The organism is Dyadobacter sp. HNCC25DJ185, assembly GCF_056895195.1.
This window is the reverse complement of record NZ_JBXHAR010000001.1, coordinates 779,964-796,392: the sequence shown is the minus strand read 5'-3', so window position 1 is coordinate 796,392 and position 16,429 is coordinate 779,964. Positions and strand designations below refer to the sequence as shown.

Here is a 16,429-nt window from a genome sequence, read left to right as displayed (position 1 = left end):
AGCCCGATGCATATTTATAAAGATAAGATCGAAGAAAATAAAGCATTTATTTCCCGGCAAAACGCAGAGCTGAAAGAACTTTCGCTCTTCCGGCTCGTCACGTTCGTTACCTCGTTGGTCGTGATCATTTTTTTAGCCAACGAACGGCAACTGGTCCCGGTTTTGATATTGATTCCTGTATGCCTGATTGTTTTTGCGCTAGTACTCAATCGGTACAATGCGGCATTTCGTTCAAAACAAATCTCGGTTTTATTAAAGGAAATCAATGAATCGGAATTGCTTAGGGCAGAAAACAAGCTCGGCGGATTTCCAACCGGCCAGTCATTTTTAAATCCCGGACATGCTTATGTTTCCGACCTCGATATTTTTGGAAACCATTCTGTTTTTCAGCTTATCAACAGGGCTACAACAGAATCCGGCCAGGCGTTGCTTGCCGAATGGTTGTCCGGGGCAGCACCCAAAACAGACATCATCGAGCGGCAAATGGCTGTGAAAGAACTGGCGACCAAACTCGAATGGAGACAGGAATTCCAGGCGTCGGGTATGCAGTTTAACAACACCAAAAGTGATTATGCCAGATTGATCAATTGGATAGAAGCTCCGGTTAAAATACTTCCCGATAAAAATAAATATCTCGCATCCAGTATTTTGCTATCGATTTTGGCAACTGCCGCTGCAATTTATTTTGTTTACGGGTTAATCATTTCTCCCGATTCGTTTTCATTCGAATTTGTTGTCCCGCTGATCATTACGGTTTTTATCAACGGCAGATTTCTGAAACGGTTAAAAAACAATGCAGAGGAAATCATTGAAAATACGCAGCACAATATCCAGACCCTGGCGGGCTACGAATCGTTAATTAATTCCATTGAGTCGGGCAGATTTGAATCGAAAAAACTGAGCAGCCTGCAATCGGTTTTTAGCGAAGGTCAGTATTCCGCTGCGGCCGAGATCAGTAAACTAAAAAGGATACTCGAGATATTTCAGCAAAAAGGAACGAGCAAATCGGTTGGGAATAATGCGTTTTACAACATCTTTAATTCGCTTTGGTTTCTGGATGTTTATCTGATTATCCTGACGGAAAACTGGAAACAAAAAAATGCAGCTTATGTCCGGTCCTGGGCCGATGCCGTCAGCGGATTTGAAGTGCTCAGCAGCGTGGCGGGTTTCACTTATTCCAATCCCTCCTTTACTTTTCCGGAAATCAAAGACGAACCTTTTACCATTGATTTTGAAATGCTGGGGCATCCGCTGATCCGGCAGGGCAAAAGGGTCTGCAATGATTTTAATTTATGCGGCCAGGGAAATATCGCGATGATTACCGGCTCGAACATGGCCGGGAAAAGCACTTTTCTGAGAACAGTGGGCATCAACCTGGTGCTCGCGTTGATGGGCGCTCCCGTCTGCGCCAAATCGGGGCGGGTGTCGCATATGAAACTATTTACGAGCATGCGTACCCAGGACAACCTGGAAGAGGGGGTTTCGTCCTTTTACGCCGAGCTGAGAAAGATAGAACAGCTTCTGAAACTGATCGAAAGCGGGGAGCAGATCTTCTTTCTGCTGGACGAAATGTTCAAAGGCACTAACTCCGAAGACCGTTACAAAGGCGGTGTTTCCCTGATCAAGCAATTGAGTGAACTGAACGCTTTCGGTATCATATCAACCCACGATCTGGAACTGGCCAAATTAGCGGGTCAGCACATGATCGTTGCGAATTTCAGTTTCAACAGCGAGATCCGGTCGGGGGAAATGATTTTTAATTACACTTTAACAAATGGCATCTGCAAGGATTTCAATGCGAGCGAACTCATGAGAAAAAGCGGGATCAGGATTCTCGAGAACATAGAAGCGCTGTAATGGCCATGAAGTCGTCCGGCCGAAATCCTGAATACCGGTTTGCCTAAAAGTCGCCCTGTTTACACTTTTATATTTAACTTGGCTTACCAACCCAAATTTTCAAGACTTGAAAACTGCTTTATCTCACTCCTGCACCCGGGGAATTTTCCTGGCTTTGCTCTTCCATCTTCTGACAGCGGCGTCACTTTTTGCCCAGGCGAGGGTCAACCAAGATTCGCTTTACATACGTCAGCATTATAACAAAATTGAAAAAATGGTGCCCATGCGGGATGGTATCCGGCTTTTTACCTCCATTTATACGCCCAAAGATATTTCCGCCGCCAAAACTTATCCGATTCTTCTGGACCGCACACCTTACAGCGTGGCACCCTATGGCGACACGCTTTTCAAAACCAGTATCGGCCCCAGCATGCATTTTGCCCGCGACGGATATATCATTGTGTATCAAGATGTAAGGGGTAAGTATATGTCCGAAGGAGAATTTGAAGCCTACCGCCCCTATATTCCAAATAAGAAAAGCAAAGCGGATATCGACGAAAGCTCGGACACCTTTGACACAATCGACTGGCTGATCAAGAATGTGGATGGGAACAATGGCAAAGTGGGTACCTGGGGTATATCTGCACCCGGCTATTACACTACCATGACCGCCATCGACGCGCATCCGGCCCTAAAAGTAGCGTCCCCGCAAGCCCCGGTTACCGACTGGTTTATGGGCGACGACCGGCATCACAACGGCGCTTTCTTTCTCATGGGCACTTTTGCATTTTTATCTTCGTATGGTGCCCCAAGACCGGTGCCCACACCGAGGGGTACCCCGCAGTACGCGGCTTACGGCACGCCGGACTCCTATGAATTTTACAAAAACCTGGGCCCTTTAAAGAATGTGAACGAGAAGATCTTCCATAACCAGAACCGCATCTGGAACCAGATGATGGAGAATGAAACCTACAACGATTTCTGGAAGGCCCGTACGCCAGTACCGCATCTGAAAAACATCAAGCCCGCGATGATGGTCGTTGGCGGGTGGTTTGATCAGGAGGACCTTTACGGGCCGTTGAAAACCTACCAGGGCATCGAATCCAATAAGCCCAAATCGCCTAACGTGCTGATCATGGGTCCCTGGATCCACGGCGGCTGGTCGCGCGGGACTGGTGAATCGTTAGGCAACATTCGTTTTGGTTCGCAGACAAGTGTTTTTTACCAGAAAGAAATTGAATTTCCGTTTTTCAGCCACTATCTGAAAGATACCCCCGACCCTGCCCTCCCCAAAGCGATGATCTTCGAAACCGGCACCAATAATTGGAAAAAGTATGACCAGTGGCCCCCGAAAAATACAGTAGAAAAAAAGCTGTACCTGCATCCCGACGGAACCTTGTCATTTTCGCCGACCATGACCACCATGCAGGCCGGTACCAAACCTGACTTTAAAGAATACACCAGCGATCCGGCAAAACCGGTCCCCTATACAGCCGAGATCCGGATCATCCGCGGGAGTGATTTTATGTATGAGGATCAGCGTTTTGCTGCCACACGCCCCGATGTACTGGTTTTTCAATCGGAAGTACTCCAGCAGGACGTAACGATTTCGGGGAATGTTTTTGCAGACCTGTTCGTGTCGACAACCGGGACCGACGCGGATTTTGTGGTCAAGTTGATCGACGTGTATCCTGGTGACGCTCCGAACGATAGTCCGATTAACCCCAATATGAAAATGGGCGGCTTCCAATTACTGGTGCGTGGTGAAGTGATGCGTTCCAAATTCCGGAAAAGCTTTTCCAAACCAGAACCGATGGTACCCGGCAAAATCGAAAATGTCAGATTCGACATGCAGGATGCCGCGCACAGCTTCAAAAAAGGCCACAAGATCATGATCCAGGTCCAAAGTTCCTGGTTCCCGCTGGTTGACCGCAATCCGCAAAAATTCGTCAACATCTACCAGGCTTCCGAAAGTGATTTCCAGGCCGCGCAGCATCGGGTTTATCTGTCGGGAAATAGTTCTTCCTATGTCGGTGTGCGGGTGTTAGAGTAATTGCCAAGCAGCCGAAAGCCAGAGGCCCGACCGATATCCAACACCAACAATGGCATAAGAGCCAGAGGCTCGACCGATATCCTGGCCCCGGGTTTCAACCCGCAGGCCCCGAGGCGATTTTTTTGCTGTCCTCCACGGATTGAAATCCGTGATTATGAGATGTGGCGAGCCGCTGGCTCTGGTTCACTAACGCGGTTGCCGGGGTTGTCAATGGCGACCAATATCTTGTAAAACTGACATAAGAGCCAGAGGCTCGACCGATATCCTGGCCCCGGGTTTCAACCCGGAGGCCCCGAGGCGACTTTTTTGCTGTCCCCCACGGAGTGAAATCCGTGGTTATGAGATGAGGCGAGCTGATGGCTCTGGTTCATTTACTGGCGTTAGTTGCTTTTTTTCAGACCTATCGTAAAGGTACTTCCGGCACCTAACTCACTTTCAACCGTTAATGTCCCCTCCTGGGCTTCCATAAACTCCCTGCTGATAGCCAGGCCGAGGCCAGTACCTTCTTTGGTGGACCCCGGGATCCGGAAATAACGGTCGAAAATCTTGTCTCTGTACTCCTGGGAAATCCCCGGGCCTGTATCCCGTACAGAGATTTTGACAAGATCCCGGGTTTCTTCCGTTCGGATCGTGATTATGGAATGTTCGTAAGAGTAGCGTATTGCATTGGAAATCAAGTTTGTAAGCACCCAGGCTGTCTTGTCAGTATCGGCTTGCACCTCAGTATGACTGGCGGCTTCATCCATCCGGATCGTAATGTCCTTCGAGTCAGCCTGCATTTCGTTGGAAGCGATCGCGTAACGAAGGATTTCGGCCGGGGACGATTTGGTAATGTTGAGCTGGATGTGGCCGCTTTCGACCTGAGTGATATTCAAAAGCTCTCCGGTGATTTTTAAAAGCCGGTTCGCATCGTCCTGAATGCTGTCGATCAAATCTTTTTGCTCCTTATTGATTATCCCTATCCGCTCATTCTGAAGCAGGTCCAGCGATATCTTAATCGAGGATATAGGCGTTTTGAGCTCATGCGAAACATTGGCAATAAAGTTGGTTTTTGCAAAATCCAGCTCTTTATAGGGCGTTACATTCCGTAGAATGATCACGTTTCCAATGGACCTGCTTTCTCTTTCTCCGGTGGGCACAATAGAAATATCGATATTTTCTTTTTCAAAATAACTTTCTTTCCCGTCGGCATAAATCTTCATGGGCGGTTGTTCCGCTTTTTCATGGCGGCCGTCATACGTATCCCGAACCAGCGACCTGACCAGGTCATTTTGCAGGGCAATTTCTGCCGCCCTGCCACCAATGAGCTCCGACGCACGCAAACCGGTTACTTTCTGCGCCTCTTCATTGGCAAATATGATCGTCTTGTTTTCGTCCAGGCCAATGACTGGGTCATGCATATTGTTGATGAGCGTTTCCACACGCTTCTTTTCCACCATCAGTTTTGCCAGATTACTGTTGTTGTATTCTTCCAGCTTTTCCGCCATGGTGTTGAACGACTGCGCAAGTTGCCCATATTCATCTTTTGTCCCGAAATGAACCCTTTCAGTGTAATTTTCATTGGCGATCTGTTTGATACTCTCCGTTAACTCGCGGATCGGATTGGCAATGTTTCCCGGTAGGTTTATAAATAATGTGAAGGCGATCAGAAAACAGAGGGTACCCGCAATCGTGATCCATACCATCGATTCCTGGGCCGTTTGCTCGGCGTATTGGCTTTTACGGTTGATCGCATTCAGGTTCAGGCTCATGATTCCGATGATGTCGTTCCTGAGCCTGCCGATAATTACTTCATCCGACTTATCTGCTTTCAGCATCAGGAAATGTTCCGATAACTGATCCGTCATTTCCCTTTCCCCGCTCTCCGTAATATTTCTTCGCTGATTGATCAGATTTTGTGTGAATGTCCGCAATGCACCGGTATCCGTTTTCATTTCGTCCAATGCTTTCAACATCAGCTTACTGTATTCCAGCGAATTGTAATTAGCCTCCAGGATGTTTCGAGAGTCATCCGACAATACATTTACCTGCCGTACCCCCAACACGGCCAATATGGTGATCATGGCAAACAAAATACCGGTCCCCAGCCTTAACTTGGTTTTTATCTTCATTTTCAGGAAAGTATAACAAGGTCAATGTCGGAAGAAGACATCTTATTTAAAAGCTCGTTGAAAACATTGGTGGCCAGAATGACCTTGAAGAGGTTCATATGCGGCTTTCCGATGCAGATGGTCGTGATCTTATTCTGTTCGGCCACGTCGATGATTACTTTGGCGATGCTGCCGCTTTCGATTTTGATCACTTTGCCCCCGAGTTCGGTGGCCAATTTAAAGTTATTGATCAAATGCCTTTGCTTGGCAAGTCCAATGCGGCTGGACGATTCCTTTGGCGTCTGGACGTACAGCAGGTACCAGTTACTGTGGTAGTAATTGGCCAGCCGGGCTGTTTTCCGGATCACATTCTTTGCCGTCTTTTCATTACTGCTGATACAGGCGAGAAAGCGCTCGTGCTTCACGGACATCCCCGGCTGTACCTCGCTTTCCACCTTACGCTCCACTTGTGAAGCCACTTCTTTCAATGCCAGTTCCCTCAATTGAAGGATATGCTGCGGTTTGAAGAAATTCTGCAAAGCGATCTGGATTTTCTCCGGTTTGTAGATTTTTCCCTCTTTCAGTCTGGTGATCAGCTCATCCGCCGTCAGATCGATATTGACGACCTCGTCCGCGATCGCCAAAACCTTGTCGGGTATGCGTTCAGTTACCTCCACGCCGGTAATTTCCTTCACTTCATTGTTCAGGCTTTCGATATGCTGGATATTGACAGCCGAGATCACATTGATCCCGGCTTCCAGAATATCCAGTACATCCTGCCAGCGTTTCGCATTCTTGCTGCCTTCGATATTGGTGTGCGCGATTTCGTCCACGATCACCACCTCCGGCCTCAGGCTGATCACCGCCTGCACATCGAGCTCTTCCAGTTCCTTGCCCTTGTAAAACAATTTCCGACGCGGGATTACAGGCAGTCCTTCCAGCAAATCGTGCGTTTCCTTCCGGTTATGGGTTTCGATGTACCCGATTTTGACGTCGATGCCCGTCCGCAACAAGGCATGTGCTTCCTGCAGCATACGGTAGGTCTTCCCCACACCGGCGCTCATGCCAATGTAAATTTTGAATTTTCCTCTCCGGGATTTTTTGATCAAATCCAGGAAATGTTCAGCACTGCTGTTTTCAGGGTCCATCTTTTTTTTAATTGATTGGCTCAGGTCGTCTCAAGATGCTTTTTTGTGTGCTTCGGTTCATATAACATGGCGGTACATAAGCAGTTATGGAAACCTTTACTTTTGAGGATGCAGTAATTCACGCAGCTCTTACAACCATCCCAGAACTTCTTTTCATCAGGTATTTCACGAAAACTGACAGGCTTAAAACCCAGTCGCGAATTCATTTTCATGATCGCCGCGCCCGTTGTAATGCTGAATATCTTTGCCTCCGGGTACTTTTCCTTGCTGAGCTCAAATATTTTATTCTTGATCCGCCTGGCCACGCCTTTTAACCGGAAAGCAGGCGAGACGATCAGGCCCGAATTGGAAACAAATGCCCCGTCGCCCCAGACTTCGATGTAGGAAAACCCGGCCCATATTCCGCTCTCAGTCACTGCAATCACCGCTTTTCCTTCCCTCATTTTTTTGATCATACTGGATGGCGATCTTTTAGAAATGCCTGATCCTCTTAACCTGGCCGAGAGCTCCATTTCTTCGGTGATGATCTTGGCAAATTGCTCGTCAGACCGGCCTGCAATGCGTATGTCGATGTGATCGGAATCTTTTCTCATGGCGCTGTCAGCAACCGCTGCCCATCAATTGTCTTAAATGAATTTTATGAAAAACATCCGGAACCAGGTTTTCAAAAAACAGATGTTCCCTGCCGGTATTGCTTATCATCGACACGTTTGTATAAACGAACACGTTTTCGACCAGCAGCCTCACCAGCGCGTCACCTTCCAGATAAAGCCTTTCGGCAAGGTTAAAACACTTTTTCACCGCGCCGAAATGGTGATGCAACACGGCATTACGGGTGCAATCGGAAAGAAGCTGAACAGCGGCATGGACCGAAGCGCACATCGCAGGTTTCAATGCCACGCCTTCTTTCTCTGCGAGCGCGGGCAACTCGTTCCGGATCAAACGGATTACTTGCAATTGGCTGATCATGATTAATTGAAAGCAAAGGTGAGTGCAGTGGTAATGTATGTTTTCTGGCGCGACAGCCCATCATGCCCAGTACCAAAAATCGCGTCGCGGCTATTGAAGTTCCTGGCTTCCAGTCGCCACAACACCTGTGAAGTAATGCTGTAATCGAAATTGACGGACATCCCATAAGTCTGAAAGCCGCCCGCTGTACCTGACGCAATGATCACACCATTTTTATCATTGAAATACTCTCCCCTCGCGGCAATATTGATCCTTGAAGTCGGTGAAAACCTGGCGATCAGAACCGGCACATACCAGGTATTGTATTGGCTGCTTCCTTTGGATTTCTGTTCCGAACCAATGTCGAAACCAGCTGTCAACCCGAATTTTTCAGACCATTGGAAAACGCCGTAAATATTATGGTAGTAGCGCATCTGGCGCAGGCTGTCCGGTTTATCGCTGCCGACGAATGTGCTGTAATTCAGCGTGACGGACGATGCAGGTTTAAAAATCACCTGCGTGCCGAAAGCCAGTGTTGCATTTCCGTCAACCCTTTGAATGCGCTGCCAGCCATTGAGATACATGGCGCACAAATACCATTTTTCGTTTTTGCTGGTATAACCCAGTTTGAGGCCCGATTCAAAGTAGGGCGTGTTTTCGGCCACCAGGCTTCGTGTCAATGCCCAGTTGTCTTTGCCAATAGCGCTTTCAAAACCAATATGGGACGGCATAATCCCTGCATCCAGCCACAGGTTATGGTTTTTGGAAATTTTGATACCCGCATTGGCTTCGTACACATTTTTCAAAACAACGGGCTCGGCGGCGTAGTTGGCATTCATGTAGGTACCTGTCGCCAATGATAAATTGGCCCGCACGCGGTCGTTCGAAAAATTAGCTTTGATAAATGCCAGATTGAGATTGACTTCGCCTGTCCTGTTATGGTTGTACAAAAATCCTGGCAAAGTGTGGTTTTCATTTTTGTCAAAATCCTGAACATAGTAAGATTCTACATAACCGCTCACCGAAAATGGTTTAACGGCGTCTGTCGAATCCTGGGCAATGGCATGCGAAAAAGATGTGAGTAAGATGGCACTTAAAAAGATAGGCTTCATTGAAATAGGTACTAAATAGCGAGCGACGCGGAACTGGAAAAGACAGCATTCATTGCGCCGACACAAGAAATGAATGCTGCCGGTTTTGCTTATTTAAGTTGATCAAGGGCGAGGTTCAATTGCAGTACGTTGACTTTCTCAGGGCCAAACATACCGAGCAAGGGGGCCTCCACGTGGTCCTTTACCAGTTTTTCAAGCTTGTCCGCAGACAGGTTCCTGGTTTTTGCAATGCGGTTGACCTGTACCAATGCCGCCTTTTCGGAGATATCGGGATCCAGGCCACTGCCGCTGGCTGTTACCATTTCGGCTGGGATCTGAGATTTGGTTACACCCGGATTATGCACCAAAAAGGTATCTATCCTGGCCTGAACTACGCCCAGATACTCTTCATTGGACGGACCTTTGTTACTGCCACCGCTACCGGCCGCATTATAGCCCACGGCCGAAGGACGGGAATTGAAATATGTATCATCCGTAAATGATTGGCCAATATTGGCATAATACCTCTTGCCATTTTGCGTGATCACATCGCCTTTGCCATGATTGGGAACTGCCTGCGCAACGCCCCAAATGATCAATGTATATATCCCTGAGAAAAACACCAGCGTGATGACTGTCAACCGGATCGCTGGTAAGATGTGTTGTTTCATGATTCGTTTTATTTTCTTTGTTTTTGATATAACTTAATTCTTATGTACCGTAAAGTATTCGTTGCTCAGACTTCCGAAGATCTGAATATCAGATTGCCAGAAGATTATTTGCATAAAGGAATCGAGGTGATCGCTTTTGAAGTTGAAAAAGGAAAAGAAGACATTTACGCAGCTAAGAAGAAGGCAGCCGCGGAAGCCATTGAATTTTTCAAAACCATTGAGGTAGACCGTAGCGGTTATAGGTTTAACCGGGACTAGGCCAATGAGAGATAAGTTTTTCATTGGTCGTAACATCGCGTTCCGCTTTGCAGGCGAGCTCATGGCAAGCACATTTATCCAGGATGAAACGGAACACGTTGCGAATTCAGCTCTGTTCATTTTTAACAGATATTTATTGTAGCCTTTTGATTCAAAGATTGTTGCATCAGCATTGGAAGCCGATTGTGCTATCTTGTATTCCGAAGACATGCACCACGGACTTGTTATTGAAAACCGGCTGACCATCTTTAATCCGTTTTTATAAGTGGTTAAAACCAAACACTAACCAGCAAATCAATCGCCTTAATCCCCACGAAAGGTACTAATACGCCTCCCAGGCCATAGATCAGCAGGTTTCTCCTCAGCAATGCACTTGCGCCGATCGGCTTATAGGCAACTCCTTTCAAGGCCAGCGGAATGAGCAGCGGGATAATCACCGCGTTGAAAATGATAGCCGACAGGATCGCGCTTTCCGGCGTATGCAGCCGCATGATATTCAAACCTTGCAATGCTGGGATCGAAGCAATGAACAGTGCGGGCACAATGGCGAAGTATTTGGCGACGTCGTTGGCGATACTGAAAGTGGTGAGTGTTCCCCGAGTCATCAGGAGCTGTTTACCAATTTCGACGATCTCGATCAGCTTGGTTGGGTCATTGTCCAGATCGACCATGTTACCGGCTTCTTTGGCAGCCTGGGTACCACTGTTCATGGCTACACCTACGTCGGCCTGGGCAAGCGCGGGCGCATCATTGGTACCGTCACCCATCATCGCGACCAGCTTTCCTTTTTGTTGTTCGGCCTTGATGTAATTCATTTTATCTTCCGGACGTGCCTCGGCAATGTAATCGTCCACACCGGCTTTTTCGGCAATGTACTTGGCAGTAAGCGGGTTATCTCCGGTTACCATCACCGTTTTCACACCCATTTTGCGCAGCCGTTCAAACCTTTCCTGGATTCCCGGTTTGATGATATCCTGCAACTCGATCACGCCAATGACTTTCTCGTTTTCGGAAACCACAAGCGGGGTACCTCCATTACTCGCAATGTCTCTCACCTTTTCGGCTGTCTCATCGGGAAAACGGTTGCCTGCTTTTTCCGTCAATTTGCGTATCGCGTCTGATGCGCCTTTGCGAATGCGCACGTCTTTGTAATTCACGCCGGAGCTTCTGGTCTCTGCAGTGAATTCAATAAAAACTGGATTTTCAACCCTCAGCTTGTCTGGACTGATCCCTGCCAGTTCGATGATGGACTTTCCTTCGGGCGTCTCATCCGCAACGGAGCTCAATGCGGCACTGGTAATGAAGTAGCTTTTATCAACGCCGTTCGCGGGCCAGAAATTGGTGGCTTTGCGGTTACCTATGGTAATAGTCCCGGTTTTGTCAAGAAGCAAAGTATCAATGTCTCCGGCCGTTTCTACCGCTTTGCCACTTTTGGTAATCACGTTGGCCCGTAACGCCCTGTCCATACCGGCAATCCCAATCGCCGAAAGTAATCCGCCGATTGTGGTAGGGATCAGGCAGACAAACAAGGAGATAAATGCGGCGATGGTAATAGGCGTATTGGCAAAATCACCGAATGGTTTCAAGGTAATGCAGACAATGATGAATACCAGCGTAAAGCCGGCCAGCAGGATTGTCAACGCGATTTCATTGGGTGTTTTCTGGCGGCTTGCTCCTTCTACCAGCGCAATCATTTTATCCAGGAAACTTTCGCCTGGCTCTGTAGTCACTTTCACCTTGATTTTATCGGAAAGCACCTTGGTACCACCTGTGACACTGCTTTTATCGCCGCCGGCTTCCCGGATCACCGGCGCAGATTCACCGGTAATGGCGCTTTCATCGATCGTCGCCAACCCTTCGACGATCTCGCCGTCGGTCGGTATGATATCCCCGGCTTCGCAAAGGAAAACATGGCCTTTTTGGAGCTGCGACGACGGCACGATCTTGATCTCGTTCACATACATGTCGCCAATCACCTGGATCCATTTCGCCGGCGTTTCTTCACGGGTTTTTCTCAGACTATTGGCCTGCGCCTTACCTCTGGCTTCCGCGATTGCCTCCGCAAAATTGGCGAAGATCAACGTCAGCAGGAGGATAAAGAATATGATCAGGTTGTAAGAAAGAGCACCTTGCGACTTTTCACCGCTGATAATCCAGATATTGACGATCAACATCACCATTGTGCCAATCCATACGGTGAACATCACGGGATTGCGGAACATGACTTTGGGATTCAGCTTGACAATGGATTGTCCCAGTGCTTCCCGTATGAGATCTCCCTGAAAAAGGGATGTATTTTGAGCTTTCATTTTTTGATTCCTTTAATTATTTCATTGAAAAATATTCTGCAATCGGACCGAGGGTCAATGCAGGGAAGAAGGATAATGCGGTAATGATCGCGATCACTGCAAACACCATGATACCAAAAGTGCCAGTATCCGTTTTCAGTGTTCCTGCACTTTCCGGAATGTGTTTTTTGGATGCCAATAACCCCGCGATTGCAATTGGGCCGATAATCGGGATAAATCTAGACAGGATCAGCACGATACCGCAGCTGATGTTCCACCAGGGTGTATTGTCGCCTAATCCTTCAAAACCACTACCGTTATTCGCAGCCGACGATGTGAACTCATAAAGCATTTCACTGAACCCGTGGAAGCCTGGGTTGTTCAGCGTTCCGGCCGTAAGTTCCGGCATAGCAGTGCCCAGGGCGGTGGCTGCCAATATCAACAAAGGGTGCAGCAGCGCCACGATCATCGCGATTTTCATTTCGCGTGCTTCAATTTTTTTACCCATGAATTCCGGCGTACGACCCACCATCAAGCCGCTGATAAATACCGCGAGGATAATGAAAATGTAGAAGTTAACGATCCCCGCACCAGCGCCGCCATAGAATGCATTGGTCATCATAGACAACATTTGCGTCAATCCCGACAAAGGCATGAAGCTGTCGTGCATGGAATTAACGGATCCTGTGGAAATAACGGTGGTGGCTATACTCCAAAAAGCAGAGGCGGCTGTTCCAAAGCGGACCTCCTTTCCTTCCGTCGCGCCGGACGAAATGTCGACGCCCATGGCAGCGATTTTAGGGTTCCCATTTAATTCTCCGATGATGGTCGGAATGGTAAGGACAAGAAAGCCTAAAGTCATTACCCCAAAAATCATCCAGGCCAGTCTGCGTTTTTTGAGATAAAAACCCAGTGCAAATATCATGGCGATCGGAATGATCATCTGGGCGGACATTTCCAGCGAGCTGGTGAGGTAATTCGGGTTTTCGAGCGGATGCGCGGAGTTGGCCCCGTAAAATCCGCCCCCGTTGGTCCCCAGATGTTTGATCGCCACAAATGCTGCGACAGGCCCGGTAGACACATGTACGGTATCGCCCTGCATGGAAATGATGGTATCTTTTCCTTCAAATGTCATGGGCGTCCCGTTGATTGTCAGAATCACAGCAATCAGAATGGAAAGCGGCAACAGGATACGCGTACAGGATTTGATCATCAGATCGTAAAAATTACCGAGTTTGTCGGTTGTGCGTTCCTTTAACGCAATGAAAATGATCGCGGCGGCGGCCATACCTGTACCAGCACTTACAAAGTGCAGGAACATCAGGAACAACTGCCCGAGGTAACTCATCCCGGTTTCTCCCGAATAATGCTGCAGGTTGCAGTTGACTACAAATGAAATACTGGTGTTGAAAGCCAGCTCAGCGGACTGGGACGGGTTTCCGTCGGGGTTCAAAGGAAGCCAGCCTTGGTTCATTAACACAAACATGCCGAGGAAAAACCAGACCATATTGATGGTAATCAAGGCGGTCAGGTGCTGTTTCCAGTTCATTTCAACGTTGGGCTTTATGCCGCTGAATTTGTAGAACAATTTTTCCAGCGGATTAAAAACGGGGTCGAATAGCGTTTTCTCGCCGCCGTAAACTTTTGCGATATATTTTCCAAAAGGGATTGCCAGCGCGACGGTGGCCGCAAATACGAAGACAATCCCTGTGATTTCAGTATTCATTGGATTAGCAGTTTAAAATTTTTCAGGTTTTACCAGTACATAGCACATGTAGAAGAAAACCAGGATGGAGACGATGAATAAGGCCAGCATGATTTCAGATTTTTTCGAAGTAGTTGATCAGTTTGTAAAAAAGGGCAAAACACAATGTGCCGGTTGCCAGAAGAAGGAATGTGGTCATGATCTTGATGTTTTCATTTTTTGAATGTTTTCATCAGGTATGCCAACATTGTTCCTCAAAATTCAATCAGATCGCAATCAGCTCAAAATCAGCATATTACTGCAAAATTTTAAAATCAGCTATAAAAAAAAGCCTATCAAAATGATAGGCTCTGTATCAGAATGGTAGGTGTCGGCTATAATTTATACTCTTCGATTTTCCGGTAAAGCGTGGCTATACCGATTTCGAGCAGGCGGGCCGCTTCTGCCTTGTTACCTTTGGTGTAGTTCAATACCTTTTGAAAATGCAGCTTCTCAGCACTGGCCAGTGAAAAGGCCGACATGCTTTTTGTGGCATCGCTCCTCGGGTGAAGCAGCTCAAAAGGCAGGCTTTCGACATCCAGCTCGGGCCCGTCAGTAAGGATCACGCTTCTTTCGATTACATTTTTAAGCTCCCGAATATTGCCGTTCCAGGTATTACCTTCCAGGGCAGAAATAAAACCCGGGGAAAGCGTCTTGATTTTCTTATTGGCTTTCAATGCAAATCGAGACGCAAAGGTAGCCGCCAGCGCACCGATATCCTCCACCCTGTCCCGCAAAGCCGGAATGGTGATTTGAAAGACCGATAACCGGTAGTATAAGTCGCTTCTAAACACCCCTGCCTCGATTTCTTTCTGCAGATCCCTGTTCGTTGCCGCGATGATCCGCACGTTCACTTTCGTAGGGTGGGTTTCGCCAATCTTGATAAATTCACCCGATTCGAGCACACGCAGCAATTTTGCCTGCAATTCCAATGCAAGCTCGCCAATCTCGTCCAGAAAAATAGTACCTGCATGGGCTTCTTCGAAGAGTCCTTTTTTATCGCGGATGGCACCGGTAAATGCACCGGCCTTATGGCCGAACATCTCACTTTCGAGCAGGTCTTTCCCAAATGCAGAGCAGTTGACTGCCACAAAAGCTTTTTTTGATCTGCTGCTTGCCTGGTGAATGGATTGAGCAAAAACCTCTTTACCGGTACCGGTTTCACCGAGCAGTAAAACGGTCGTATCCGTGGGCGCAACCCGCTTTGCGAGATCAATGCTCGCCAGTATTTTCCTGGACTTACCTATGATCGAGTCAAATGAAAACTTGTCGCCCACCTGTTTTTCAAGATTGGAGACTCTTTTATTCAGCTCGGCCTTTTCAAGGGCCCGGTAAATCAGCGGAATGATTTTATTGTTGTCGTCCCCCTTGGTAATGTAATCGAAGGCCCCGTTTTTGATGGCCTGCACTCCGTCCGGTATGTTCCCGTAGGCAGTGAGCAGGACCGTTTCGACGAGCGGGAATTTTTCCCGGATGGTTTTCAAAAAGTCACCGCCATTTCCATCGGGCAATTTCACGTCGCAGAGTACCACATCAATGTCCGATTGGTCCAGCTTCTTCAGTCCCGATTTTAAGTCAGCGGCCTCCACTACCTCAAATCCTTCGAGCCTGATTATGCGCCCCAGCAGACCACGTAACTTTTCTTCATCGTCAATGATCAGGATTTTATTCATTTACGTGCGGCGAACCTGCGCCAATGTAGTTAATCGAAAGTTATCCGCGGTTGTTGGGGTGCAAACAGCACTGCCAATAATCATAAATGATCCTGATCCTGGTCTTCAGATCGCTGAAACTGTTTTCCTTTTTAAAAAAACCCTGAATAGTAGACTCGTAGGCAGTTTCAATCACGAGAGGGTTGTCCGCCGTACTTAGAAATATAAATGGGATCGCCTTTTTTCGGAGGTAGTCATTCCTATCGATCCTTTCCCGCAGCTCCAGCCCGTTCATGACTGGCATATTGATATCGCAAATGATGAGGAAGGGTTGTTCTCTGGTCGTTTCAAGATGCAATAGTGCTTCCAGCCCATTCCCGAAAAAAAGAAGTTTGTTTGAAATGTCCAATTCCTCAATCACATTCTTGATTAAAAACTGATCATCCGCATCGTCCTCAATACAAATGATTGTCCCCTTTTTTGACATTATGCGAATCGTTAAGTAAAAACTCCGACACAAATATCACATTTATTCAATCCAATCACAATTTGGGATTGGATTCGAAGAATCCCTTTTGCGTAGGTTTTTCTCCCTTTTGCGTAACCGCTCCCTTGCGTCAGCGCCCTAGTTTTGCATCTAAATCTTTAAG

At 47.6% G+C, this 16,429-nt stretch carries 14 protein-coding genes; 4 read left to right on the top strand and 10 right to left on the bottom strand.

The genetic code is table 11. From position 1 onward, the window contains the following. Window positions 1-6: 6 nt before the first annotated feature. Both AC1XUF_RS03190 and AC1XUF_RS03185 read left to right on the top strand, forming a co-directional pair. Window positions 7-1,857, top strand: a complete 1,851-nt coding sequence (locus AC1XUF_RS03190) for a MutS-related protein (protein ID WP_483340209.1) — start codon at window positions 7-9, stop codon at window positions 1,855-1,857. Between the two features lie 106 nt (window positions 1,858-1,963). Then, window positions 1,964-3,889, top strand: coding sequence for a CocE/NonD family hydrolase (locus AC1XUF_RS03185; protein WP_483340208.1), 1,926 nt, complete (start codon window positions 1,964-1,966; stop codon window positions 3,887-3,889). Between the two features lie 380 nt (window positions 3,890-4,269). Here the strand turns inward: AC1XUF_RS03185 and AC1XUF_RS03180 are convergent, their stop codons facing one another. From AC1XUF_RS03180 to AC1XUF_RS03155, 6 genes are all read right to left on the bottom strand, one after another. Next, entirely contained in the window at window positions 4,270-6,000 is a 1,731-nt protein-coding gene (locus AC1XUF_RS03180; protein ID WP_483340207.1) for a HAMP domain-containing sensor histidine kinase, read from the bottom strand. 2 nt (window positions 6,001-6,002) lie between these two features. Then, window positions 6,003-7,127 (bottom strand): universal stress protein, encoded by a 1,125-nt coding sequence (locus AC1XUF_RS03175; RefSeq protein WP_483340206.1) that lies wholly within the window; start codon window positions 7,125-7,127, stop codon window positions 6,003-6,005. Window positions 7,128-7,147: 20 nt separating this feature from the next. Next, on the bottom strand, window positions 7,148-7,720 hold the full coding sequence (locus AC1XUF_RS03170; protein ID WP_483340205.1) for a GNAT family N-acetyltransferase: 573 nt from the start codon (window positions 7,718-7,720) through the stop codon (window positions 7,148-7,150). A gap of 7 nt (window positions 7,721-7,727) precedes the next feature. Then, window positions 7,728-8,096 (bottom strand): DUF7674 family protein, encoded by a 369-nt coding sequence (locus AC1XUF_RS03165; RefSeq protein WP_483340204.1) that lies wholly within the window; start codon window positions 8,094-8,096, stop codon window positions 7,728-7,730. A 2-nt stretch (window positions 8,097-8,098) separates the two neighbouring features. Beyond that, window positions 8,099-9,187, bottom strand: a complete 1,089-nt coding sequence (locus AC1XUF_RS03160; RefSeq protein ID WP_483340203.1) for a porin — start codon at window positions 9,185-9,187, stop codon at window positions 8,099-8,101. Between the two features lie 89 nt (window positions 9,188-9,276). Then, window positions 9,277-9,837 carry a K(+)-transporting ATPase subunit C gene (locus tag AC1XUF_RS03155; protein ID WP_483340202.1) on the bottom strand — a complete coding sequence of 187 codons (561 nt, stop codon included), beginning with the start codon at window positions 9,835-9,837 and terminating at the stop codon, window positions 9,277-9,279. 42 nt (window positions 9,838-9,879) lie between these two features. Between AC1XUF_RS03155 and AC1XUF_RS03150 the strand changes: the two genes are divergently transcribed. Further along, window positions 9,880-10,095: a hypothetical protein gene (locus tag AC1XUF_RS03150; protein ID WP_483340201.1), complete on the top strand. Its 216-nt coding sequence runs from the start codon at window positions 9,880-9,882 to the stop codon at window positions 10,093-10,095. Window positions 10,096-10,099: 4 nt separating this feature from the next. After that, window positions 10,100-10,237, top strand: coding sequence for a hypothetical protein (locus AC1XUF_RS03145; protein ID WP_483340200.1), 138 nt, complete (start codon window positions 10,100-10,102; stop codon window positions 10,235-10,237). A 127-nt stretch (window positions 10,238-10,364) separates the two neighbouring features. Here the strand turns inward: AC1XUF_RS03145 and kdpB are convergent, their stop codons facing one another. The 4 genes from kdpB to AC1XUF_RS03125 all read right to left on the bottom strand — a co-directional run bounded on the left by kdpB (window position 10,365) and on the right by AC1XUF_RS03125 (window position 16,266). Further along, window positions 10,365-12,404, bottom strand: a complete 2,040-nt coding sequence (gene kdpB / locus AC1XUF_RS03140; RefSeq protein ID WP_483340199.1) for a potassium-transporting ATPase subunit KdpB — start codon at window positions 12,402-12,404, stop codon at window positions 10,365-10,367. A 16-nt stretch (window positions 12,405-12,420) separates the two neighbouring features. After that, entirely contained in the window at window positions 12,421-14,109 is a 1,689-nt protein-coding gene (gene kdpA / locus AC1XUF_RS03135) for a potassium-transporting ATPase subunit KdpA (RefSeq protein ID WP_483340198.1), read from the bottom strand. A 353-nt stretch (window positions 14,110-14,462) separates the two neighbouring features. Then, the gene (locus AC1XUF_RS03130) at window positions 14,463-15,800 is read right to left on the bottom strand and encodes a sigma-54-dependent transcriptional regulator (protein WP_483340197.1); all 1,338 of its coding nucleotides are present in this window, start codon (window positions 15,798-15,800) and stop codon (window positions 14,463-14,465) included. A 40-nt stretch (window positions 15,801-15,840) separates the two neighbouring features. Then, window positions 15,841-16,266 carry a response regulator gene (locus AC1XUF_RS03125; protein ID WP_483340196.1) on the bottom strand — a complete coding sequence of 142 codons (426 nt, stop codon included), beginning with the start codon at window positions 16,264-16,266 and terminating at the stop codon, window positions 15,841-15,843. Between the last annotated feature and the right edge of the window lie 163 nt (window positions 16,267-16,429).